General features: G+C 30.5%; 17 protein-coding genes, 1 tRNA gene and 1 pseudogene. 14 read left to right on the top strand and 5 right to left on the bottom strand.

Annotated features, from left to right (window positions below; translation table 11 throughout):
- Window positions 1–87: 87 nt before the first annotated feature.
- The 4 genes from H2280_RS04415 to tgt form a co-directional block, all read right to left on the bottom strand.
- Complete coding sequence (locus H2280_RS04415) at window positions 88–1,227, bottom strand: lysozyme inhibitor LprI family protein (protein ID WP_337215794.1); 1,140 nt, start codon at window positions 1,225–1,227, stop codon at window positions 88–90.
- Between the two features lie 592 nt (window positions 1,228–1,819).
- Window positions 1,820–1,896: transfer RNA gene (locus tag H2280_RS04420), tRNA-Arg, on the bottom strand.
- A 43-nt stretch (window positions 1,897–1,939) separates the two neighbouring features.
- A complete protein-coding gene (locus H2280_RS04425; RefSeq protein ID WP_137624279.1) occupies window positions 1,940–2,716 on the bottom strand; it encodes a CorA family divalent cation transporter in 777 nt (258 codons plus the stop codon).
- Window positions 2,706–3,836, bottom strand: coding sequence for a tRNA guanosine(34) transglycosylase Tgt (gene tgt, locus H2280_RS04430; RefSeq protein ID WP_337215795.1), 1,131 nt, complete (start codon window positions 3,834–3,836; stop codon window positions 2,706–2,708). Before tgt ends, H2280_RS04425 begins: the two co-directional genes overlap by 11 nt.
- Window positions 3,837–3,869: 33 nt before the next feature.
- On the opposite strand from tgt, the gene H2280_RS04435 reads away from it, so the two are divergent.
- The 14 genes and pseudogenes from H2280_RS04435 (at window position 3,870) to H2280_RS04505 (ending at window position 23,150) form a co-directional block, all read left to right on the top strand.
- The gene (locus tag H2280_RS04435; protein WP_137624277.1) at window positions 3,870–5,258 is read left to right on the top strand and encodes a COG3400 family protein; all 1,389 of its coding nucleotides are present in this window, start codon (window positions 3,870–3,872) and stop codon (window positions 5,256–5,258) included.
- Window positions 5,259–5,326: 68 nt separating this feature from the next.
- On the top strand, window positions 5,327–6,382 hold the full coding sequence (gene aroB, locus H2280_RS04440) for a 3-dehydroquinate synthase (protein WP_337215796.1): 1,056 nt from the start codon (window positions 5,327–5,329) through the stop codon (window positions 6,380–6,382).
- Window positions 6,379–7,929: a mechanosensitive ion channel domain-containing protein gene (locus tag H2280_RS04445; protein ID WP_337215797.1), complete on the top strand. Its 1,551-nt coding sequence runs from the start codon at window positions 6,379–6,381 to the stop codon at window positions 7,927–7,929. The genes aroB and H2280_RS04445 overlap by 4 nt, the downstream gene beginning before the upstream one ends.
- A gap of 3 nt (window positions 7,930–7,932) precedes the next feature.
- A complete protein-coding gene (gene mtaB / locus H2280_RS04450) occupies window positions 7,933–9,186 on the top strand; it encodes a tRNA (N(6)-L-threonylcarbamoyladenosine(37)-C(2))-methylthiotransferase MtaB (RefSeq protein WP_337215798.1) in 1,254 nt (417 codons plus the stop codon).
- Window positions 9,187–9,189: 3 nt separating this feature from the next.
- Window positions 9,190–10,794 carry an ATP-dependent metallopeptidase FtsH/Yme1/Tma family protein gene (locus H2280_RS04455; RefSeq protein ID WP_337215799.1) on the top strand — a complete coding sequence of 535 codons (1,605 nt, stop codon included), beginning with the start codon at window positions 9,190–9,192 and terminating at the stop codon, window positions 10,792–10,794.
- Window positions 10,795–11,016: 222 nt separating this feature from the next.
- Window positions 11,017–11,805 carry an HrcA family transcriptional regulator gene (locus H2280_RS04460; RefSeq protein WP_337215800.1) on the top strand — a complete coding sequence of 263 codons (789 nt, stop codon included), beginning with the start codon at window positions 11,017–11,019 and terminating at the stop codon, window positions 11,803–11,805.
- A complete protein-coding gene (gene grpE, locus H2280_RS04465) occupies window positions 11,802–12,329 on the top strand; it encodes a nucleotide exchange factor GrpE (protein WP_137624271.1) in 528 nt (175 codons plus the stop codon). Before H2280_RS04460 ends, grpE begins: the two co-directional genes overlap by 4 nt.
- A 23-nt stretch (window positions 12,330–12,352) precedes the next feature.
- Window positions 12,353–14,221 carry a molecular chaperone DnaK gene (gene dnaK / locus H2280_RS04470; RefSeq protein WP_337195695.1) on the top strand — a complete coding sequence of 623 codons (1,869 nt, stop codon included), beginning with the start codon at window positions 12,353–12,355 and terminating at the stop codon, window positions 14,219–14,221.
- 117 nt (window positions 14,222–14,338) lie between these two features.
- A complete protein-coding gene (locus H2280_RS04475; protein ID WP_337215801.1) occupies window positions 14,339–16,255 on the top strand; it encodes a class I SAM-dependent DNA methyltransferase in 1,917 nt (638 codons plus the stop codon).
- A pseudogene (locus tag H2280_RS04485) lies at window positions 16,252–17,305 on the top strand (restriction endonuclease subunit S). The gene H2280_RS04475 and the pseudogene H2280_RS04485 overlap by 4 nt, the downstream one beginning before the upstream one ends.
- Before the next feature lie 12 nt (window positions 17,306–17,317).
- Window positions 17,318–18,856 carry an ATP-binding protein gene (locus H2280_RS04490; protein ID WP_337215803.1) on the top strand — a complete coding sequence of 513 codons (1,539 nt, stop codon included), beginning with the start codon at window positions 17,318–17,320 and terminating at the stop codon, window positions 18,854–18,856.
- Window positions 18,853–21,786 carry a type I restriction endonuclease subunit R gene (locus H2280_RS04495; RefSeq protein WP_337215804.1) on the top strand — a complete coding sequence of 978 codons (2,934 nt, stop codon included), beginning with the start codon at window positions 18,853–18,855 and terminating at the stop codon, window positions 21,784–21,786. Before H2280_RS04490 ends, H2280_RS04495 begins: the two co-directional genes overlap by 4 nt.
- Entirely contained in the window at window positions 21,776–22,786 is a 1,011-nt protein-coding gene (locus H2280_RS04500; protein WP_337215805.1) for an MBL fold metallo-hydrolase, read from the top strand. Before H2280_RS04495 ends, H2280_RS04500 begins: the two co-directional genes overlap by 11 nt.
- Window positions 22,787–22,796: 10 nt before the next feature.
- On the top strand, window positions 22,797–23,150 hold the full coding sequence (locus tag H2280_RS04505) for a cupin domain-containing protein (RefSeq protein ID WP_137621541.1): 354 nt from the start codon (window positions 22,797–22,799) through the stop codon (window positions 23,148–23,150).
- 36 nt (window positions 23,151–23,186) lie between these two features.
- On the opposite strand, the gene H2280_RS04510 is transcribed toward H2280_RS04505, so the two are convergent.
- Window positions 23,187–24,356: a pyridoxal phosphate-dependent aminotransferase gene (locus H2280_RS04510; RefSeq protein WP_337215806.1), complete on the bottom strand. Its 1,170-nt coding sequence runs from the start codon at window positions 24,354–24,356 to the stop codon at window positions 23,187–23,189.
- Window positions 24,357–24,444: the final 88 nt, after the last annotated feature.

Here is a 24,444-nt window from a genome sequence, read left to right on the forward strand (position 1 = left end):
TGGCTATTGCCATAAACTTGCCTCGAAGCGTTACAAAAATAATTGGGTGAATTAAACGCTTTTTTACCCCTTGTAAATAATACCTTGTTAATTTTTCCTAATATAAATATATCTCTTTTCATAAGTGCATTTTAATTCTCTTTTATCGCCTTTTAAAAGATAAATGCGTTCTATTGGATAAGTAGATTTTTCATCATCCTGAAATCTGCGATTATAAAGGGTAATATAATTTTTTCCTTTAAACTCCATAACTCCATAGTATAAATAGCCTAGCATAGGATATCCAAAATCAAATTTTAGTGGTTGTGAAATTTTATTGCTTGGCATGGCATATAAACCAAATACTACAGCAGCATCGCTGTCAAGACCTGCTCGAAGATTATCTCGAGTATCTAATCCATCAAGATGTAAATCATCCCCATAGATTTTATCACTTGCTTTTGCATCTAGCTTACCATTTTTATATATCCAAAGTGCTTCATAATAAGCCCCTGATATAAGAATCAGATTTTCGGGCACTCCATCATTGTTAATATCAATTTTTCTTTTATACATTTTGGTATTATGGATAAAGAAAAAATTGTCATCATATTCGTCTTTGATAGCTTTTGCCATTTTTTCTTTTATAATCTCTCCCTTTTCTGTGCAAAAATCTGAAGTAATACCATATCTACTACTTGTTCCAAAAGTACAAAAGCCTATGCTATATGGAGGATTGACAGAAGGAGGAACTTCTTGCCATTTATTCTCATCAAATTGATCATCATGCTGTCTTGCATATTCACATAATTCTTTATTGTTAGAATCTAGCACCTTACCTAGAAGTTTAAGCAAGTCTGTAATGCGGTTTTCATAAGAATGTCCTATAAAATCAGAGCGTTCTTCATAGGCATCTTCTTCATCATAATCATATTGTATAAAATCAGCTCTATCAATTTTATTTAATTTTTTAATAAATGCCCTTTGTGAATCTAAAAGATCTTTTAGTCTTTGCTCCTTATCTGGAAACTTAGAGACTTTTAACTCTTTTGTTAATTGTGTATAGACTTCAGCCATATAGCGATCTAAATTTTGTAAATTCCCGCTTTTATCATTGCATATCATCTTTTCAACATTGCTTTTTGCTTTAGCACAATCAAAACTAGGTTTAGCTTCACTTGGAGATTGGGCATTAGCACTAATGCCTAAAATTAAACACAATCCTAAAACTATTGAAAACTTTTGCATGGATACTCCTTTAAATGTTATTAAAGATATTTAAATACTGCAATTAATTTGCATATTATATAAAACAATAAGAAAAATAATAAATTTAAACCAAGTAAATAATACTTCTCTTTTTTCACTAAAGGAATTTTATGCTTTTTTAAAATAAAAATTTTAAATATTAAAAGATAAATAAGAGAGCAGATATTAAAAATTAAGGTTGCAAAAAATATAAAATCAAGTTCAGCTTTTAAATGAATATTATCATAAGATATTGCAATTGAAAAAATGATTCCGGTGCTAACACAGCAAATAATTCCATAAAAAAACCAATAGATAATACTTTTTTCTTTGGATAAAATTTGCCTGATCTTAGGAAAAAATAAAGCAATGATAAAAGGTGCTAAGCCTTTTAAAATTTCTTGAGGAAATGAGACACAAACGATGAATGCAGTCCATAGGCAACTAAAAATATAATCTCCTAGAGTTGTCATAATTGAACCTTAATTTTAAATTTATATATTTTATAAAAAATACATAAACTAAAATGATTTTAAAAGATGAAAAGCTTAATTTTTTATGATAAATCTAAATGAATGTTTTTGAAGTTTAATGGTGCGCTCAAGAGGATTCGAACCTCTGGCCTTTTGAACCGCAATCAAATGCTCTATCCAGCTGAGCTATGAGCGCATTTTTAAAGACGCTATTATATAATATTTTTCTTAAAAATAGGTTATTTGTTTGATTTTTTAGTAATTTTATCATCAAATTCCAATTCTTTTTTTCTTTTTTTATAATAAACAATAAGTCCAAGAACTAAAATCAAGCATATAAGTGTAAAAATATACCAAGTAGCATTTTTATTGCCGTTTAAAAATAACCCATTCGTATTCATTCCAAAAAAACCTACGATTAAATTTAGAGGCAAAAATATCGCAGAAAGGACGCTTAAAAAATATAAACTTTGATTAATCCTTTCATTTTTGATCGCATTTATAAATAAATGTAATTCGTTAAGTCTTGTTAGAATTTCTTTGCTATTTTTCAAGGCTATATTAGCGCCAAAAATCAATGGTCTTAAGGCTTTTTTATGCGGACTTGATTCAGCAAGTAAATTTAAAGCTTCATTAAATAGAGAAAGGTTTTTTAAATTTTTATTTATTTTTTGCTTTAAAATGAAACTTTTTTTAAAAAAATTTTTAATCAAATTGCCCTTTAAAAGGATATTTTCTTTATGCTCTATAATATTTTCAAAATGCGTATTCATCGCTTTATATTCATCCAAGTTAGCACGGATAATGTTTAGAAAATCATTAAGGTTGAAAATTTTAAATTCTGTATTTTCTAATTTGAAAATATATTCTTCCTCAAATCCAAAAACATGAATCTTTTCTTTATCTGTTTTGGAGTTTAATGAGGATAAAATTAAAATTTTTTGCCCTAGAAAATCCATATATAAAGTGTTGGAATTTTTACTTAAAAATTTAGCTAAATTATCATCATACTGCATTGTTTAACCTTTTAGAATAAAAATCTTTTCTAAATTTATTAAATTCGTTTTTTTGAATCGCCTCTCTCATTTGTTTTACCAAATCAAGATAATAATGCAAATTATGCAAACTCGCTAAGCGAAAAAAAGTTAGCTCCTTAGCTTTAAAAAGATGATTTAAATAAGCACGTGAGAAGGTGCGGCAAGTGTAGCATTGACAAGTTTTATCTATAGGATCGTGATCGTTAATAAATTCTGCTTTTTTGATATTAAATTTGCCAAAGCTAGTGAAAAAAGTTCCATTTCTAGCATTTCTTGTTGGCATAACACAATCAAACATATCTACCCCACGTGCAACATTTTCTACTAGATCTTCAGGAGTGCCAACGCCCATTAAATATCTAGGACGATTTTCATCTAAAAAAGGATTTAAATTTTCTACAGTTTCATACATAAGAGCATTTTCCTCTCCGACACTAAGCCCTCCTATAGCTAGTCCATCAAATTCCATTTCATTTAAAGCTAAGGCGCAACGTTTTCTTTCTTCATAATCAGTTCCGCCTTGGATGATTCCAAAAATATTTTGATCTAAACCTATGTTTTGTTTTTGCATTTTTTTATGATATTCTATGGCTTCTTTTGCCCATAAAATAGTCCTATCAACAGAAATTTTAACCCTTTCTTTGGTTGCAGGTAGGGCAACTAGATCATCTAAGATCATCATAATATCTGATTTAAAAGTATATTGGATATCCAAAACACTTTTAGGGGTAAAAAGATGCTTGCTTCCATCAATATGACTTTTAAATTCTATACCTTCATTAAAATGTTTTGAATTTTTACTTAAAGAAAAAGCTTGAAAACCACCACTATCGGTTAAAAAACTTCTATCAAATTGGGTAAAACCATGCAAGCCTTTAAAATTTCTAATCACCTCCAAACCAGGACGCAAATACATATGATAAGTATTAGCAAGAATGATTTTTGCATCGAGTTCTTTTTTAAGATCGTTAGCATCAAGGCTTTTAACCGCACCCACTGTTCCAACAGGCATAAAAATAGGAGTTTCAAAGGTGCTATGTGCTGTAGTGATTTCACATACTCTAGCCATGCCATCTTTATACTTTAATTTAAATTCCATTTGATATAATTCCTTTTTTTGGAGATAAACACAATGAATCATATTTTAATTATAATTGATGGAATTTTAGCAAAGCATTTCTTAGAAAGGCTTTGTTTTGAAAAAGGTTTAGGGTATTTTTTTACTATCGTTTGCCAAGAAGAACTTAATATAAAGAGTGATTCTTTGGAATTATATCGTTTTGATCCTACCAGTACAGCACGTCTTGAAACGATTATGGGTAAAAACTTTAAACAAGCTTTTATTTACATGCAAGATGAATTTGAGGCGAAAAAAACCTATGAGGCTTTGCGTTTATTAGATATCAATTTAGAAATTGAAATTATGGATTTTTGGGGCTTAAGCATCAGCGATTCTCATGTAAATTTAATCGATGCGAGAATGACTTTGAGTCGTAGATTGATGAATTTTTTTCCAGATATTGCCCTTACTGCCCAATACGTAGGACTCGGAGAAGGGGAGATTATGGAGGTGAAAATTCCTTCAGGATCTATTTTTGCCTACAGACATATTAGATCTATTCAACAAAAAAGATGGCGTATAGTATTGATTTATAGAAATTCAAAAATTTATTTTGTGAAACCTAGCTTTGTTTTAGAGCCTAATGATAGCATTTTAATCGTAGGAGATCCTGTTGTTCTTCAAACTATTTTTCACAATATCAGAGATAAAGCAGGGCAGTTTCCTATTCCTTTTGGAAGCAATATTTTTACCCTTATTGATATGAAAAATATGAGTGAAAAAACTCAAGAGAATTTGATCAATACAACCTTATATCTTGAAGAAAAAAGCAATGCAAAGAAAAGTTTTATAAGAGTGATAAATCCTAAAATGAGTCCTATATTTCATAAATTAAAAGAATTATTTTATGAAAAAGAAGGGGTGTTTTTTGATTATTTTAATACAGATTTTACCCATTTAGATGCTTTTTTGCAAAATAACGATATAGGGATGCTCATTACAGATTATAAACATTTTCAAAAAGAGAAAAAGAAATTTTTTGATTTAAAAATTCCTATACTAAAAATAGGAGAGTGTGAATTTAAAAACTTAAAAGAATCGGTGATTTTAAGTGCTAATGAAAGCGAACTTGAAAATAATGCCAATGTGATCACTGATTTTAGCAAACAGCTTGATTTTAATCTAACGCTTTATTATTACAATCCTAATTCTCAAAATATCAGCGATATGAAAGAGTATTTTAGCAGTTTATCTAAACTTTATGATAAAAATATTCAAATCATTCACAAAAGAGACGATAATCCGCTTTTAAATTTACAATACCGCAATGATTTATTGCAATTTGTAAGTTTTGAAAAAGAGCTTTTGGGCGGAAATTTTAGTAAAAGTTTAAGTACAAATTTAAACAGACATTATGCTAAAATGAAGCAAAATTATCAGCTTTTTATACCGGTTGAATAAAGCAATTTTAAGCAATAATTAGTCCTAATTTGATAAAATAGATTTAAGATTAAAACAAAAGTGAAAAAATGCAAATAAAAGTCAATTTAAAAGAAAATGCGTATCAAGTTTATATCGATGAATTAGAGAATTTAGAATTTGACACTAAGGTTTTTATACTTTCAAATCCTAAAATTTCAGGACTTCATCTAAAAAAATTACTCGATAAAATTAAAGCTAAAGAGATTTTTATCGCTACGATAAAGGATGGAGAAGAATATAAAAACTTAAACACCATAGAAGAAATTTTAAATCAAATGTTTAATTCCAAGCTTGATAGAAAAAGTATCCTAATAAGCTTTGGCGGCGGAGTGATCAGCGATATGGGAGGATTTGCAGCAAGTATTTATAAAAGAGGCATTGATTTTATCAATATCCCTACGACGCTTTTAGCCTGTGTTGATGCTGCTGTTGGCGGAAAAACTGGAATCAATAACTCTTTTGGAAAAAATCTTATAGGAACTTTTTATCAGCCAAAAGCTGTGTATTGTGAGAGTGAATTTTTAAGAACTTTAGGCGAAAGAGAACTTGCTGCTGGTATGGCAGAATTTATAAAAATGGCAGTGATATTTGATGAAAATTTACTAGCTTTCATAGAAAGTATAGATGAAAAAGCTTTTTTAAGTGCAAAATGTGAAAATGAAATTTTTTCTAAAATTATCGCTAAAAGCATAGAGCTTAAGGCTAAAGTTGTAGAACAAGATGAAAAAGAAAGCCATCTTAGAATGCTTTTAAATTATGGTCATACCTTTGCTCATGTTATAGAAAATTTAACCAATTATAGCGTATATTTGCACGGTGAAGCTGTGGCTATAGGTATGAATATGGCAAATCGTTTAGCCTTAAATTTAAAGCTTTTAAGCGAAAAAGAATGTGATAGAATCGAAAGAATTTTAAGAAAATTTAAATTACCAACGTATTATAAAATCGATAATGTTGATGCTTTTTATGAAGCTTTCTTCATGGATAAGAAAAATTCTAATCAAAAATTAAATTTCATTCTTGCCAATTCTTTGGGCAAAGGCTTGATTAAAAGCGATATTGATCTAAAAGATATCATTAAAACCTTAAAAGAATTCTCATGAAAAAAATCATTTTTCTAGCTTTATTTTTTATCATAGCCTTTGCAGACACCAATAGCACGATCGCTAAAGGTATCCAAGAAAAAATCAACACTTTAAATACCATCATTAATGCAAGTATTTGGAATGTAAGATATGAAAATTTTATGAAATATCAAAATATCAATGATGAAATTCTCATTCTAAATTTAGATCTTAAAAAAACCACAGATATACTCGCACAAGAAGAATTAAAACGTAAAATCAGCAATTTAAAAGAACAGCTTAATTTGTTAAAAGAATACAAAGATTTAAATTTTGCTCAAATTCTTAGCGCTCCAAATCATGTTGAAATTTTGCCAAAACTTACCAATCCTTTAGCCATAATCGGGGCTTTTTCTCATATTAAAAAAATAAAAGGAGAAAAAGAGGAATATTTATCTAAATTTAACGAGTTTAAAAATTTAGTCGATAAGATCAAGGAGAAAAATTCAGAGCTTAAAGAATTGGTTGATTTTGATCCAAGTCCTAAAAATATACAAGCTTTAAAAGAATCCGATCAAAAATTAGAAGAATTTGATCAAATTTTAAATTTCATCAGTGCTTCTTATTCGGTGTATGAAAAAAAGATTGATGAGGAAATTTCAAGGGTTAGTTCTGAAATTAAAATCCAAACCTTAAGAGCGATTAACATTATCATTTCTATCGTTTTTGTTATTGCTATTTCATTTTTGCTTAAATATATCGCTAAAAAATACATCAAAGACAGCGAAAGATACTATACAGCAACTAAAATCATCAATTTTATCAATATCAATATTATCTTACTTATCTTGCTTTTTGTCTACATAGAAAATATAAGCTATCTTGTAACCATACTAGGATTTGCTTCTGCCGGTTTGGCAATTGCCATGAAAGATATGTTTATGTCTATGCTTGGATGGTGTGTGATCGTTTTTGGGGGTAGTTTTAGAGTAGGTGATCGCATTAAAGTTTTTCAAAATGACACAACTTATGTAGGTGATATTATAGATATTTCTTTTTTAAGAATCACTCTTTATGAAGAGCTTACTCTAGAAACTTATATGAAAAATCGCCGCAGTGGCCGTATTATCTTTATACCAAATAATTATGTTTTTACAAATTTATTGGCTAATTATACCCATCATGGTATGAAAACCATCCTTGATGGAATCGATATTAATATAAGTTTTGATAGCAACATCGAAAAAGCACAAGAAATAGTAGAAAAAATCGTGACTCATCATTCAAAAAAATACACAGAGCTTGCAAGAAAAAATATGCATCGCTTAAAAGATGAATACAGCATTAAAAATTCTAAGGTAGAACCTAGATTTTTTGTATTTTTTGAGCATTGGGGGATGAGAATTTCTGCTTGGTATATGACAAGCTCTTATGCAGCTTTAGTGCTTAGAAGCACAATCAGTAAAGAAATTATTAAAGAGTTTAACAAACACAGCGATATCAAAATCGCTTATCCAGCGCAAAATTTGTATGTGGATAAAATGGATTTAAACCACAAATTTAAAGATTTTCCCATAAAGGAATAAAGATTGAAAGAAAAAGTTTTTTTTAAAACCTTTGGATGCAGAACAAATATTTATGATACAGAGCTTTTAAAACGTTATGTAAAAGATTTTGAAATTACGAATGATGAAAAAGAAGCACAAATTGTAGTTGTCAATTCTTGCACGGTTACAAATGGAGCCGATAGCGGGATAAAATCATATATCAATACCATGAAAAAACAAGGGGTTAAAGTTATACTTACAGGTTGTGGGGCTGTAAGCAAAGGAAAAGAGCTTTTAGAACAAAAGCAAATTTTTGGAGTGCTAGGAGCGTCCAATAAAGATAAAATCAATGAATTTTTAAACGCAAAAACAAGTTTTTATGAGCTTGGAAATTTAAATTTTATCGATAAAGATATCGTTTGCGAGTATGAAAACCACACTAAAGCCTTTGTTAAAATTCAAGAAGGATGCGATTTTGCCTGTTCGTATTGTATCATTCCTAGTGTAAGGGGTAAATCAAGAAGTGTAGAAGAAAAAGATCTTTTAAAACAAGTGGAAATTCTTGCACAAAATGGTTATTCTGAAATCGTTTTAACAGGAACTAACATAGGATCTTATGGTATAAAAAATGGCACAACACTAGGAAAACTTTTGCAAAAAATGGGAAAAATTTCAGGGATAAAGCGTATAAGGCTTGGCAGCTTAGAACCAGCTCAAATTGATGAAAGCTTTTTAGAAATTTTAGATGAAGCTTGGATTGAGAAGCATTTGCATATCGCTTTGCAACACACAAGTGAAAAAATGTTACGCATCATGAGAAGACGTTCACATACTGATAATGATCTAAAACTTTTTAATCATATAGCAAGTAAAGGTTTTGCTCTAGGGACTGACTTTATAGTGGGTCATCCTGGAGAAAATGAATCTATATGGAAAGAAGCTTTAGATCATTTTAAGAATTTTCCACTCACTCACATACATGCTTTTATTTTTAGTCCTAGAAACAATACTCACTCAGCTACCATGAAAGAAGATCTTGTTAGTGGTGATGTGGCTAAAGAAAGATTAAATCTTTTAAAAGACATCGTAGAAAAAAATAACTATGAATTTAGAAAGAAAAATAAAGTTCCACTTGAAATTTTAGTTGAAACTCAAAAAGATGGTGTTTTTGAAGGTTATGATCAATTTTTTAATAAAATAAAAATAAAAAGCGATCAAGATATAGCTAAAGAATGGTTGCTAATAAACCGATATGAAGTGCAAGAAAAATATAATTTTTCAAATTTGCAAGGCTGAAAAATGAAAAATAAAAAAATCATACTCATATCTTTTGTGATTTTGTGTGTTCTTTTTGGAATTTTATACATCAAAAACGAACCAAAATACATCGATGAAAGTCTTTATCAAAGTCTTTTGGATCAAAATTTAATCCAAAAAGCCATTATAGATAGTGAAGAAGTTTTGTTAAAAACTAAAGAAGGAAATTATGCCGTTATTAAAGATGGAATCGATTTAAAAACCCTTTTAGCTAAAGTTCCAGTAGAGATAAAAAAAGACAATACTTTGTGGCTTATAGGTGTTTTTGTTCTTTTAATCATTTTATTTTTTTTAATTCTTTCTTTTTTAAGAAAAAAAGAAATGGCAAAATACCCAATTTCTACTAATAAAGCATCTAGTGCAAATCAAAATCCCCAACTAGAAAGTTCCAATATCAAGCCTGTGATTTCAAACATAACCTTTAAAGATGTTGCAGGTGTTGATGAGGTTAAGATGGAATTAAGCGAATTGGTGGATTTTTTGCAAAATTCTAAAAAATACAAAGAATTTGGCGTAAAAATGCCTAAAGGCGTTTTGATGGTTGGGCCTCCAGGGGTAGGAAAAACTCTCATAGCTAAAGCCGTTGCCGGAGAGGCGGGAGTTCCCTTTTTTTATCAAAGTGGCTCTAGTTTTGTAGAAATTTATGTTGGAATGGGTGCAAAAAGAGTTAGAGAGCTTTTTTCTAAGGCTAAGATGATGGCACCAAGCATTATTTTTATCGATGAAATCGATGCAGTAGGCAAAGCAAGAGGTGAGATGTCCAACGTTGAAAGGGATAGCACCTTAAATCAGCTTTTAACTCAAATGGATGGCTTTGAGGACAATAACGGCGTTATTGTTATAGCCGCTACCAATAAAATAGAACTCATGGATCCAGCTTTATTGCGTTCAGGGCGTTTTGATAGAAGAATTTTTTTATCTTTGCCCGATTTTAGGGATAGACTTAGAATTTTAAAAATTTACATGAAAGATAAAAATAACAATGTCGATTTAAGCAAAATCGCTAAAGCAAGCGTTGGTTTTAGTGGGGCAGGGCTTGAAACTTTAGTCAATGAAGCAGCGATCAATGCTTTAAGAAGAAATAGCACTTTAGTTGAAGAAAATGACTTTTATGAAGTGTTAAATAAAGTGCTTGTGGGCAAAAAGAAAATTTTAACTTTCAATGATGAGGAAAAGAAAATTCAAGCCACTTATCAAGCGGCTAAGGCATTAAGTGCGTATTATTTTGATATAGGGTTTGAAAAATTCACGCTTATTGAAGATCGCTTTAAAGAATATGAAAAAAATATCAGATCCAAATCCGAACTTATCAATCGCATTAAAGTTTATTTAGCCGGTTCTAGAGCTATGAATTTAATCTACAATGAAAGCTACACAAACTCACAAAATGACTTTTTAAAGATCAAAGAATTGCTAGAATATATGGTTAATTTTGATATGATAGAAGAGCCTAATTTGGAAGAATATAAAAAAGAAGTGGATGAATTCTTAAGCTCTATGAAAGAAAAAATTTTAAAATTATCAGAACTCCTACTTGATCAAGAAAAAATCGAATACAAAGATATCAAACTTTTTATGCAAATTTAATCTCCAAAATTAACAACACATTGAAATTTCTATATTTTCAATGTGTCTTTACATTAGTTAATAAAATATATTGTATAATACTAACTCATAAAACTTTAGTTATATAGACTAAATTAAATTAAGTAAATTTTTTTATATATATACTTGACAAAATAACACTCAAAGTTGTATAATACCTTTAGCAATTAAAAAAAGAGAGTGCTAATTTAAAGAAAGGAAGTCATGAGAAATCACGATAAAAAAGGTTTGATTTTAGATTCTATTATCGAAACCTATTTATTAGATAATGTTCCTATAGGTTCTAGTGAGCTTAATTTAAATTTATGCATTCCAGCATCGACTATACGTGTTTATTTGAAAAGATTGAGCGATGAAGGATTGATCACTCAACTTCATATAAGCAGCGGTAGAATTCCAACCGTTTTAACGATGCAAAATTATTGGCAAAATTTTTGGAAAGAAAAACAAAGTGAAATTAATATCACTAACGAGGTTTTTTTAAAAGAATTAAGCAAAGAATTTGAAATTTATTGCTTGGTTTATGGAGGTAGAAATTTAATCTTAAAAGAAATTTTTAATCTCAATACCAAATTTATAGTTTTGGATTTTGAAGAAGAAGAGCTTGTAATAAAATACACCAAAGAAGCTTGGGAATTTTTAAAAACCTTGATAGGTTTTGATCTTTTTAGCATAGAAAATATAGCTTTGAAAGTTTCTTTCATGGAGCTTGTTGAAAAGATCACTTGTTTAAGACAGAATTTGATTTATTATAGAAGTAACGAAGAAAGGGCTTACCAAATTTATCAAAACGATGAATTTGTTAAGCTCTTAGATTGCGGTGTGCATCATTATTTTAAAGACAGCTTAGAATTTGAACCTTTATTTAAAGAAGGTTTTATGGGGCTTAAAGTAGATGGGCAATTTTTGGGCGAAGATGTAAATATTATCTTAGCGGGTAGTGTTTATACGGACTATAAAAAAATACTAAAACAAATAAAGGAGGCAGCGTGAGCGAACAAAAGCAAGAAATCGAAAACGAAAATTCACAAGAATGCGAAAATTTGCAAGAAGAAAATACATGCAATGAAGAAAATGAACAAGATAAATTGCAAAAAGAATTCGATGAATTAAAAGATAAATATATGCGTGCAAACGCTGAATTTGAAAATATTAAAAAAAGAATGGAAAAAGAAAAAATAACCGCAATGCTTTATGCTAATGAAGGCTTTGCGAAAGATTTGCTTGATGTTTTAGACGCTTTAGAGGCGGCTTTAAACGTTGAAGCAAAAGATGAAATCAGTTTAAAAATCAAAGAAGGAGTGCAAAATACTTTAGATTTGTTTGTTAAAAAACTTGAAAAAAATGGTATTAAAACCATAGAGGAAGTAAAAGACTTTGATCCAAATTTACACGAAGCGATGTTTCATGTAGATAGCGCGGATCATGAAAGCGGAGGTATTGTGCAGGTTTTACAAAAAGGATATAAAATTAACGATCGCGTGATACGTCCAACAAAAGTAAGTGTAGCAAAATAAATTATATATTGAAAGGATAAAAAATGAGTAAAGTTATAGGTATAGATTTAGGAACAACCAATTCTTGTGTTTCTGTTTATGAACGCGGAGAAAATAAAGTAATCCCAAACAAAGAAGGTAAAAACACAACTCCTTCGGTGGTTGCTTTTACAGATAAGGGGGAAATTTTAGTTGGAGATAGTGCAAAGCGTCAAGCTGTGACCAATCCTGAAAAAACTATATATTCTATAAAAAGAATTATGGGTTTGATGATCAATGAAGAAGCGGCCAAAGAAGCTAAAAGCAGACTTCCTTACCACATCACTGAAAGAAATGGAGCTTGTGCGATCGAGATCGCAGGAAAAATTTATACTCCACAAGAAATTTCAGCGAAAGTTTTGATGAAATTAAAAGAAGATGCGGAAGCTTTCTTAGGTGAAACTGTAGTGGATGCAGTTATCACTGTTCCTGCTTATTTTAATGACGCGCAAAGAAAGGCAACTAAAGAAGCTGGAACTATCGCAGGGCTTAACGTTTTAAGGATTATCAATGAGCCAACAGCTGCAGCTTTAGCGTATGGACTTGATAAAAAAGATAGTGAAAAAATCGTTGTTTATGATCTAGGTGGTGGTACATTTGACGTTACTGTGCTTGAAACAGGCGATAACGTAGTGGAAGTTTTATCAACCGGTGGTAATGCTTTCTTAGGTGGAGATGATTTTGATAATAAATTAATCGATTTTCTTGCAAGTGAATTTAAAAATGAAACAGGAATCGATCTTAAAAATGATGTAATGGCTTTACAACGTTTAAAAGAAGCGGCTGAAAATGCTAAAAAAGAACTCAGCTCAGCTAATGAAACTAATATCAACTTGCCATTTATTACAGCGGATGCAAGCGGCCCAAAACACTTAACAAAAACCATCACTAGAGCTAAATTTGAAAGTATGATTGAAGGTTTAGTAGCTGAAACCATCACTAAAATCAATGAAGTGGTTGATGATGCGGGGCTTAAAAAAGATGAAATTAAAGAAATCGTTATGGTAGGGGGATCTACTCGTGTTCCTTTAGTGCAAGAAGAAGTTAAAAAAGCTTTTGGAAAAGATCTTAACAAATCTGTAAATCCTGATGAAGTTGTGGCTATCGGTGCAGCGATCCAAGGTGCGGTTATAAAAGGTGATGTTAAAGACGTGCTTTTACTTGATGTAACTCCACTTTCTTTAGGTATTGAAACTTTAGGCGGTGTGATGACTAAGATCATAGAAAAAGGCACAACCATCCCAACCAAAAAAGAACAAGTTTTCTCAACTGCAGAAGACAATCAAAGTGCCGTAACCATCAATGTTTTACAAGGTGAAAGAGAATTCAGCCGTGATAATAAATCTTTAGGAAATTTCAACCTTGAGGGAATTCCACCAGCACCACGTGGTATGCCACAAATTGAGGTGACTTTTGATATCGATGCAAATGGTATTTTAACCGTTTCTGCTAAAGATAAAGCAACAGGCAAAGCACAAGAAATCAAAATCACAGGTTCAAGCGGCTTGAGTGAAGAAGAAATCGATAAAATGGTAAAAGACGCAGAACTTCACAAAGAAGAAGACAAAAAACGCAAAGAAGCTGTAGATGCAAGAAATGCAGCTGATAGCTTAGCACATCAAGTTGAAAAATCTTTAAGCGAACTTGGAGAAAAAGTTCCAGAAGATGAAAAAGCAAATATTCAAAAAGCTTTAGATGAGTTAAGAGAGACTTTGAAAAATGAAAATTCAAGCAAAGAAGAAATTGAAAGCAAAATGAAAGCTTTAAGCGAAGTTTCTCACAAATTAGCTGAAAATATGTATAAAAAAGACGACGCACAAGCTAACGATAAAAAGAAAAAAGACGACGATGTTATCGACGCTGAAGTAGAATAATTTCCTTTTATCTTCATGCCAAGCTATTTTTAGCTTGGCCTTTAAAATTCAAATATTTTTTAAATGACTTTTAGCAAAATTTTTCTATAATTCTTTTTATTTTTAAGGAAAAATTTTATGGATACGGCTCGTTTTCAACCAATCATAAATTTTATATGGGGAGTAGCAGACGATCTGCTTCGTGATGTTTATGTTAAAGGAAAATATCGCGATATTATCTTGCCTATGACTGTTTTAAGAAGAGTGGATGCGGTTTTAGAGCCTACAAAAGATAAGATTTTGGATCTTTACGAACAATTTAAAGATAAAATAGATAATCTTGATTTTTTAGGTAAGAGCAAAGGCAATGGCTTAGGCTTTTATAATTATTCTAAATTCACCTTACAAACTCTTTTAAACGATCCTAAAAATATAAGAGTAAATTTTGAAAATTACCTTGATGGTTTTAGTGAAAATATCCAAGATATCATTTCCAAATTTGAATTTAAAAATCAGCTAGATAGATTAGAAAATGCCAATATTCTTTTTGGTGTTATAGAAAGATTTTGCTCGCCTAAGATAAATTTATCTATAGCGCCTATACTAGATGCTCAAGGCAACGTTATCCAAGAAGGCTTAAGCAACCTTGGCATGGGATATGTTTTTGAAGAACTCATTCGTAGATTTAACGAAGAAAACAACGAAGAAGCAGGAGAGCACTTTACCCCAAGAGAAATTATAGATCTTATGACACATCTTGTATTTTTACCCGTAAAAGAACAAATCAACAAACCAGACAAGATTTTTCTCATCTATGACAATGCCTGCGGAAGTGGCGGAATGCTAACCGAATCAAAAGAATTCATCACAGATCCTCAAGGCCTCATACAATCTAAAGCAAAAATTTATCTCTACGGACAAGAGATCAACCCAGAAACTTACGCTATATGTAAAGCCGATATGCTGATAAAAGGCGAAGATCCTGACTATATCAAATACGGCTCAACCTTAAGCGATGATCAGCACAAAGAAACAAAATTTGATTTTATGCTGACCAATCCACCTTATGGAAAATCTTGGGAAAACGATCAAAAAATTCTAAGGGTTGAAAAGAAAGGCTCAAATTCAACTTGCGATGATCCTAGATTTAGCGTAGGTATCACAAGTAAAAGTGATGGGCAAATGATGTTTTTGCTAAATATGCTTAGCAAAATGAAATTTAATACTTCTATGGGTTCACGTATCGCTAGCGTGCATAATGGCAGCTCGCTTTTTAATTCCGATAGCGGTATGGTGGCTATTAGAAAACATATCATTGAAAATGATTATCTAGAGGCTATAGTCGCACTGCCTACAAATATGTTTTACAATACAGGAATTCCGACTTTTATTTGGATCATCGCCAACAAAAAACCAAAACACAAAAGAGGTAAAATTCAGCTTATCAACGCAACAAGCCAAAAGTATTATTCTAAGATGAAAAAATCTCTAGGTTCAAAACAAAATGAGATGGCAAAAGAACACTTAGAAAAAATCACCGAGTTATTTTTGGAAAACATCAGCAATGAAGACAGCAAAATTTTAGACAATATCGAATTTGGTTATACCAAAATCACCATAGAAAAGCCAAAAAGTATCGAAAATTTAGAGCTTGATGAAAGATTTGCAAAACTCAAAGATAAAGACAAAATTTTAGAAAAATTAAAAGAATTGGAAAAAAATCCTAAAGAATTTCAAAGTAAAGAAGAATTTATAAAATTTCTAGGCGTAAAACTCAAAAAAAGTGAAGAAAATTGTCTTATAGATAACGATAAAACCAACAATACAGAAAAAATTCCACTCAAGCAAGATATACGCGAGTATTATGAAAATGAAGTGAAACCTTATGTAAAAAATTCTTGGATCGCTTGGGAAAGTGCAAGCGTAGGGTATGAAATACTTTTTAACAAATATTTTTACACCTACACACCGCCAAGAAGTTTGGACGAGATAGACAACGAACTAAGAGCCTTAGAAAAAGAAGTTCAGGAACTTTTAGGCGAGATCATGCAATGAAAAATTTCAAAAGCAGCGGCATAGAATGGCTTGGCGAAATTCCAGAACATTGGGAAATGGTAAAGATTAAGTATTTTGCTAATCTCTATAATGGTGACAGTATAAAAGATAGTGATAAAGGTAAATATTGTATTGCAGATAATGACACTATACCAAAATAATTTTTTTTCAAATATTAAGGGATTAATAGGCGGTGTTACTCCTGAACAAATAGGTAATTTTTTATTTTTACTTCCACCATTAAAAGAGCAAGAGCAAATCGCAAATTTCTTAGATGAAAAATGCGAAAAAATCCAAAATTTTATAGAGAAAAAAGAAAAACTCCTCTCGCTTTTGCAAGAACAAAAACAAGCCTTGATAAATGAAACCATCACCAAAGGGCTTGATAAAAATGTAAAATTAAAAAACAGCGGCATAGAATGGCTTGGCGAAATTCCAGAACATTGGGAAATGGTAAAGATTAAGTATTTTGCTAATCTCTATAATGGTGACAGTATAAAAGATAGTGATAAAGGTAAATATTGTATTGCAGATAATGACACTATACCTTATATTGCCACAAAAGATATAGATATTATTTTTAACTCAATAAATTATTACAATGGAATGTTTATAAAAAAAACAGATGCAAATTTTAAAAAAGCCTATAAAGAATGCATATTGCTTTGTGTGGAAGGAGCAAATGCGGGTAAAAAAATAGCAATTTTAAATCAGGAAGTTTGCTTTGTCAATAAGCTTTGCTGTATTAAAAATAAATCTACAGAATTAAATTCAAAATTTTTATTTTATTTTTTTCAAGGTATTTTTTTTCAAAATAATTTTTTTTCAAATATTAAGGGATTAATAGGCGGTGTTACTCCTGAACAAATAGGTAATTTTTTATTTTTACTTCCACCATTAAAAGAGCAAGAGCAAATCGCAAATTTCTTAGATGAAAAATGCGAAAAAATCGACTCTCTTATAGCAAAAATCAAAAAGCAAATCGAACTCATAAAAGAATACAAAACCACACTCATAAACGAAGCCATCTGCGGCAGAATGGATTTATAAAAAGGAGAAAAGATGAAGATTGTTCAAGTTAAAATAAAAAATTTTAGAAGCTATGCAAGTGAAATTAAAGTTGATTTTGATAATTTAACTGCATTTGTTGGAAAAAATGATATAGGAAAATCTACTATTTTAGAAGCTTTAGACATTTTTTTTGATGGTGGTGTCATTAAGATAGATAAAAATGACATAAATAAAGAGTGTGAAAAAAATGGCAATAATGAAATTCAAATATCTGTCATTTTTGATAATTATCCGCAAGAGTTAATTTTAGATACATTAAATCCTACAAATTTAAAGGAGGAGTATTTATTAAATCAAGATGGCAAATTGGAAATTATTAAAAAATATCCAAACGCAGCGAAAGCTAAAGTCTTTCTTAGGGCATATCATCCAACAAATAGCAAATGTGCCAATTTGCATCATTTAAAGATTAATGAACTTAAGAAAATTATCCAAGAAGAACACATAGAATGCGAAAATTTTACAAAAAGTGCAGAATTAAGAAAAGCAATTTGGAGACATTATTCCAATAATCTTGAGCTGCAAGAAATAGAAATAGAACTTAACAAAGAAGATACAAAAAATATTTGGGAGCAGCTAGAGAAGAAATTGCCATATTATGCTTTATTTCAGTGTGATAGAACAAATAATGATGGAGATAGCGAAATACAAAATCCTTTAAAAACTGCAGTTGCACAAATTTTTAAAGATGAAGTAATTTCCAATGAACTTCAGGTTATAGCTAAAAAAGTAATAGAAAAATTACAAGAAGTAACAAATTTAACTCTTGAAAAATTAAAAGATATGAATTCGGAAATTGTTCAGACTTTAAACCCTAAAATTCCAACCGTAGAGCAACTTAAATGGGCAGATGTGTTTAAAAATGTATCCATTGAAGGAGACGAAAATATTCCTATTAATAAAAGAGGAAGTGGGGTTAAAAGAATGATACTTTTAAATTTCTTTAGAGCTGAAGCTGAAAGACAAAAAAATAATAACGAAAAAAGTAATATTATCTATGCCATAGAGGAGCCTGAAACTTCACAACATCAATATTATCAAAGATTGCTTATGCAATCACTAAAGAAATTATCCAAAAAAGAAGGAATTCAAATTATACTTACAACACATAGTCCAAATGTTATTAAACAACTTCAATTTGAAGATATAAGAGTGATTAAAAACAGCCAAGACAATATAAAAGAGATTGTAAAATTAGAAAAACATGTACTTCCGATTCCTTCGCTTAATGAAATAAATTATCTAGCTTTTGATGAAGCGGATGAAGAATATCATAATGAATTATATGGATACATTGATTTGCAAAATCTTTATAAAAAATATATTCAAGGTAAGCCAACGCAAAAATATATAAAAATAAATATTAATGGAGAATTAGAAGAAAAGAACTACGAAAAAACAACATGTATTAGACATCAAATTCACCATCCTGAAAATACACACAATAAGAAATTTACTTTTGAAGAGTTGCAACAATCTATTAAAGATATGAGAGATTTTATTCAAGCCAATAAGGAAAATCAACAATGACTAATTACCAAGAAAAAGATTTTGAAGAATTTATAGAATCATACCTGATAAACCAAAATGGCTATATAAAAAGAAACTCTCAAGATTATGATAAAAATTTAAGTCTTGATGTAGAGCTTTTTGAAAAATTTTTACAAGCTACGCAAAATAAAGCATTAGAAGAGCTTAAAAAGCGTTTGGGGGAAGACTATAAAAAAGAAATTTATAAGCGTATTTCTTCACAAATTCAAAATAAAGGCATGCTTAAAGCTTTGCAAACTTATGTAGAGATCAAAGGGGTAAAAATCCATCTAGCCTTTTCAAAGCCAAATACCGATGCAAATGAGCAAAGTTTGTATAATTATACGCAAAATATTTTTTCAGTTGTTCGTCAGTTGTATTATAGCAATTACAATAAAAACTCACTTGATATGGTGATATTTTTAAACGGCCTACCCATCATCACCTTAGAACTTAAAAATTACCTTACCGGACAAAATGTATATGATGCTATAAATCAATACAAAGAAGATAGGGATCCAAAAGAGCCTATATTTAGTCATTCTATCATACATTTTGCCTTAGATAGTGATCTTTGTTATATGAGTACTAAGCTACAAAAAAATGCTACGAAATTTTTACCTTTCAATCGCGGATTAAATAATTCAAGCGGTAAAATAGGACTGCCAAGCGGAGCTGGTAACCCACCAAGCGAGGGGATGAAAACGGCATATTTATGGGAAGAGATCTTTAAAAAAGATACTTTAATGGATTTGTTTTTTAATTTTATGCAAATTTTAAAAGATAAAGATGCAGTAATATTTCCTCGATATCATCAATTTGATCTTGTTAAAAAACTGCTTAAAGATCTTAAAGAAAATGGAGTAGGAAAACGCTACTTGATCCAACACAGTGCAGGAAGTGGAAAGAGTAATTCTATAGCTTGGCTTGCACACAATCTTGTAAGCTTGCATAGAATGCAAAATGAGAAATTAAAAAATGTTTTTGATACTACCATAGTAGTAACCGATAGAAAGATTCTTGATCGACAAATTCAAGACACGATCAAAGCTTTTGAAAATAAAGAAGGTGTGGTAGAGGCGATCACGCAAGGAAGCAAACAGCTTAAAAATGCTTTAGAAGAGGGTAAAAAGATCATCATCACTACTATTCAAAAATTTCCATATATCTTAGATGAAGTCAAAGATTTTAAAGATAAAAATTTTGCCATTATCATCGATGAAGCACATTCTAGCCAAGGTGGAAAAAATACAGAAAAAATGTCAGAGGTTATCAGAAGCAAAAGTGCTGAAGAAAATGAGAATTTAGAAGATGAGATTATCGAGCTTATCAAAAGTAAAAAATTTCAACCTAACGCATCGTATTTTGCATTTACAGCGACACCAAAATCGACAACTTTAGAAATGTTTGGAAATGCTTGTATGGTTGATGGCGTTAAGCAATTTATCCCTTTTCATCTTTATCCTATGAAACAAGCTATAGAAGAGAAGTTTATACTTGATGTGCTTAAAGGATACACCACTTATAAAAGTTACTATAAAATCGTATCAAATACAAATGAAAATCCAAAATACGATAAAAAACGAGCCAACGCAAAATTAAAAGCCTATGTGCAAGGCAATATCGAAGCCATAGAAGAAAAGTCAAAAATCATGATCGAGCATTTCTTTCAAAATAGCTTTAAAAAGATCGCAGCAAAAGCAAAGGCTATGGTTGTTACTAGCTCAAGAGAAAATGCTGTGAAGTATTATTTGACTTTTAAAAGGTATTTAAGCCAATATTATCCTCAATTTAAAGCCATAGTGGCTTTTTCTGGGGATTTAAATTTTGAAGGTGAAACTTATAGTGAAAGTTCTTTAAATGGTTTTTCAGAATCTATTTTAAAAGAAGAATTTAAAAAAGATGAGTATCGTTTTTTGATCGTTGCGCAAAAGTATCAAACCGGATTTGATGAACCGCTTTTGCATACAATGTATGTTGATAAAGCCTTAAGTGGAATCAGTGCCGTTCAAACCTTATCAAGACTTAATAGAATTTGCCAAAATAAATTCGATACTTTCGTTTTAGATTTTGTCAATACTCATGAAGATATAGAAAAATCTTTTAGTGTTTTTTATGAACAAACTTATTTATTTAAAGATATAGATAGTGAGGATAAAATTTACGATCTTAAAGCAGAGCTTAATAGCTATGAAATTTATACTCAAATAGAAATTGACGATTTTGCTAGTGCTATTTTAAGACGAGAAAGAGAAAATATCATCCATGCTAAATTAGATCAAATGATAATGCGTTTTAACGCAAAAGATGAAGAAGTAAAAATAGATTTTTACAATAAAGCAAAAAAATACATCAATGCCTATTCTTTTCTTGCACAAATTTTGCCTTATGAGGATAGTGAATTAGAAAAACTCAATATCTTGCTTAAAAAACTTATTTCTAAGATCATCTTGCCAAAAGCACAAGCTATGGGTGAAATTTTAGATAATGTGAGCTTAGAGGCTTATCGTATAGAACTTGAAGCAACTAAAGATATCGTTTTAAAAGGCAATGGAGAGCTAAAGCCTAACACCCTTGATACTTCCAATAAACCCCAAAGTCAATTAGAAGAACTTCTTAATATCATAAAAGAATTCAATACCAAGCAAGGCGGTATAAATTTTGAAGAAGAAAATGAAAGAGCGGAAATTCTTTATAATATCAAAAATGAAATTATAGAAAATGAAGAAGATCGCAATTCTTTAAAATCTGCAGATATTCAAAATGCTCATGTTAGATTTAAAGAAATTTTTAATGATAAATTTCAGGAAGTCTTGTTTTTAAATTCGGTTTTTTTCAATGAAATTAACAATAACTCCAATTTCAAAGACAAGATTATAAATAAAATGTTTAATATGATCCGCGAAGAAATCAAAGAACATGTATCATAAATTTGATCTTTGCGATGGCAAAGAAAGACTCAAAGCTAAAAGAGCACAAGGCAAGAAATACGAAATATTTCTCAATGAAAATGAAGAAAGCTATAAGAATTTCAAAGTTCCTTTTAAAGAGGTTTTAAAGTATTACTACCTTTACCCTAAAAATGCCATTGTCCCTTTCAAACTTCCTTTTTATAAGCCTAACTTAAGCGATTTTGATGCCCCGCATATTACTTGGCTGGGGCATTCTTCGCTTTTTGTGAGTTTTAAAAAATATAAAATCTTAATCGATCCGATTTTCAACACTCACGCTTCGCCTTTTTCTTTTATCAACCGTGCTTTTAAAAATGCTCCTGTTTATAGTGCGGATGATTTTGGCGACATTTTTGCAGTGATCATTACACATTCTCATTTTGATCATTTGGACGCAAAAAGCGTAAAAGCTTTAAAGCATAGAGCGAAATTTTTCATCACGCCTTTAAAAGTGGGAAATTATCTTAAAAGTTATGGAGTGAGTGAAAAAAAGATCATAGAGCTTGATTGGTGGGATGGAATAGAATTTGATGACTTAAATATCATCGCAACGCCTTCACAGCATAGCTCTAGCCGTGGAGATGGTAAAAATAAAACCCTTTGGGCGTCTTTTGTGATGGAATTTAAAAGCGTGGATAGAAAGGTATTTTTTAGCGGTGATGGTGGGTATTTTACGCATTTTAAAAAAATCGGAGAATATTTTAAAGAATTTGATCTTGTTTGCCTTGAAAGTGGTCAATTTAACAAAGCTTGGCCTTTTTCGCATTCTTTTCCGGATCAAATTTTGCAGGAAGCAAAAGATCTCAATGCAAAGGCTTTGATGCCTATACATTGGGGAAGATTTTTAGCGGGAACTCATGCTTGGAATGAGGTTGTAGAATTTTTGTATAAAAATCTCGATATCGCCTTCATAACGCCTAAAATGGGAGAGGGCTATAAAATAGGCGATGAATTCAAGCAGGATTTTTGGTGGAGATAAAGGAGAAATGATGAAAATAACTCAATGGAATACGACAAATTTTCTTTCAAAGGAAGTTAAAATCAATGTTTTAATCGATGATGAAAGAAGCAAAGAAATACAAATTTTACTCGCTAAAGATAGCATTATGAGAGAACATAAAGCTCCATTTGCAATACACGTTCAAGTTTTAAGCGGCAAAATTTGGTTTGAGGTTCAAGGGCAAAAATTGGAATTAAATACCTTAGATATGATCAGTTTAGAGGCTAATATCCCTCATTCTTTAGGCGGATTGGAAGATTCTATAATAAGACTTAGTTTGAGTAAATCAGATAATATCCAAAGGATAAATGCTATTCTTAAAAAACCTAAAGTGCAAATTTAACAAAATAAATTTTTATTAAATTTGCAATGAATTTAATCAATTGTAATTTTTTATAAATTTAGCGATTCTCTCTAGGCCTTTTTTGATCAAATCTTCACTCGTAGCATAAGAAATTCTAAAATATCCATCCATGCCAAAACCAATCCCTGGAACGACGGCTACTTTTTCTTCTTCGAGTAATTTTTTGCAAAATTTCATAGAATCTTTTTCGATTTTTTGGATATTGATAAAAAGATAAAAAGCACCTTCAGGCTTATAAAAACTGATATTTGGAATTTTTTCTAAGATCTCTAAGGCTACATTGCGACGTTTTTCAAAGGCTTGACGCATGGTTTCTATATCTTGATCGCATTCTCCAGTAAGTGCAGGAATGGCGGCGTATTGTATAACCGAGCAAATATTTGAAGTACTTTGCCCTTGCAATCTTTTAACAGCAGAAATTAATTCTTTATTTTTGCTAGCCATGTAACCAAATCTCCAGCCAGGCATAGCACCGCATTTACTAAGCCCATTAATCGTTACAGTGCGTTTTAAGGTGTCTTCATTTAAACTTGCAAATGCTGTAATTTCGGTATTATCATAAGAAAGTTTTTCATAAATTTCATCGCTTAAAACTACGATATTTGTATTTTTTAGAATTTCAGCGATCTCTAAAAGTTCTTTTTTGCTATAAATTGAACCTATGGGATTTGATGGAGAATTTAGCATTAAAACTTTTGTTTTTGGAGTGATGGCTTTTTGAAGTTGTTCAGCGGTGATTTTAAAGCCATTTTTCTCCAAACCCTCTATAAATACGGGTTTTCCTTCTGCAAATTTAACCATCTCCGGATAACTAACCCAATAAGGCGTAGGAATAATAACTTCATCATCTTTTTCAACTAAACATTCTATGCATTGAAAAAGGGAATGTTTAGCACCGACATTAACAACAATTTCACTTGTTTCATAGTCTAAAGCATTGTCTTTTTTTAATTTAGTTTGAACAGCTTTTAAAACTTCTTTAATGCCAGGAACTGCCGTATATTTCCCACAACCTTTTTCAATAGCAGCAATAGCAGCATTCTTTATAGCTTTGGGGGTATCAAAATCAGGCTCTCCGGCTGAAAAACTAATGATATCTTCGCCTTTAGCTTTTAGTTCGTTTGCAAGAGAAGCTATGGCTAGAGTGATTGACTCTTCTAAAACTTGCGATCTTTTAGTTAGCATATATTTTTCCTTTTTTGTTTTTTATTTTATTCTATCTAAAAAATGTATGGTTTAAGACAAGAAGATAAAAAAATAAACAAAAAAAATA

Origin of the sequence: Campylobacter sp. 2457A, from assembly GCF_020135895.1 — a bacterium.
In the GTDB taxonomy this organism is placed as follows: domain Bacteria; phylum Campylobacterota; class Campylobacteria; order Campylobacterales; family Campylobacteraceae; genus Campylobacter_D; species Campylobacter_D taeniopygiae.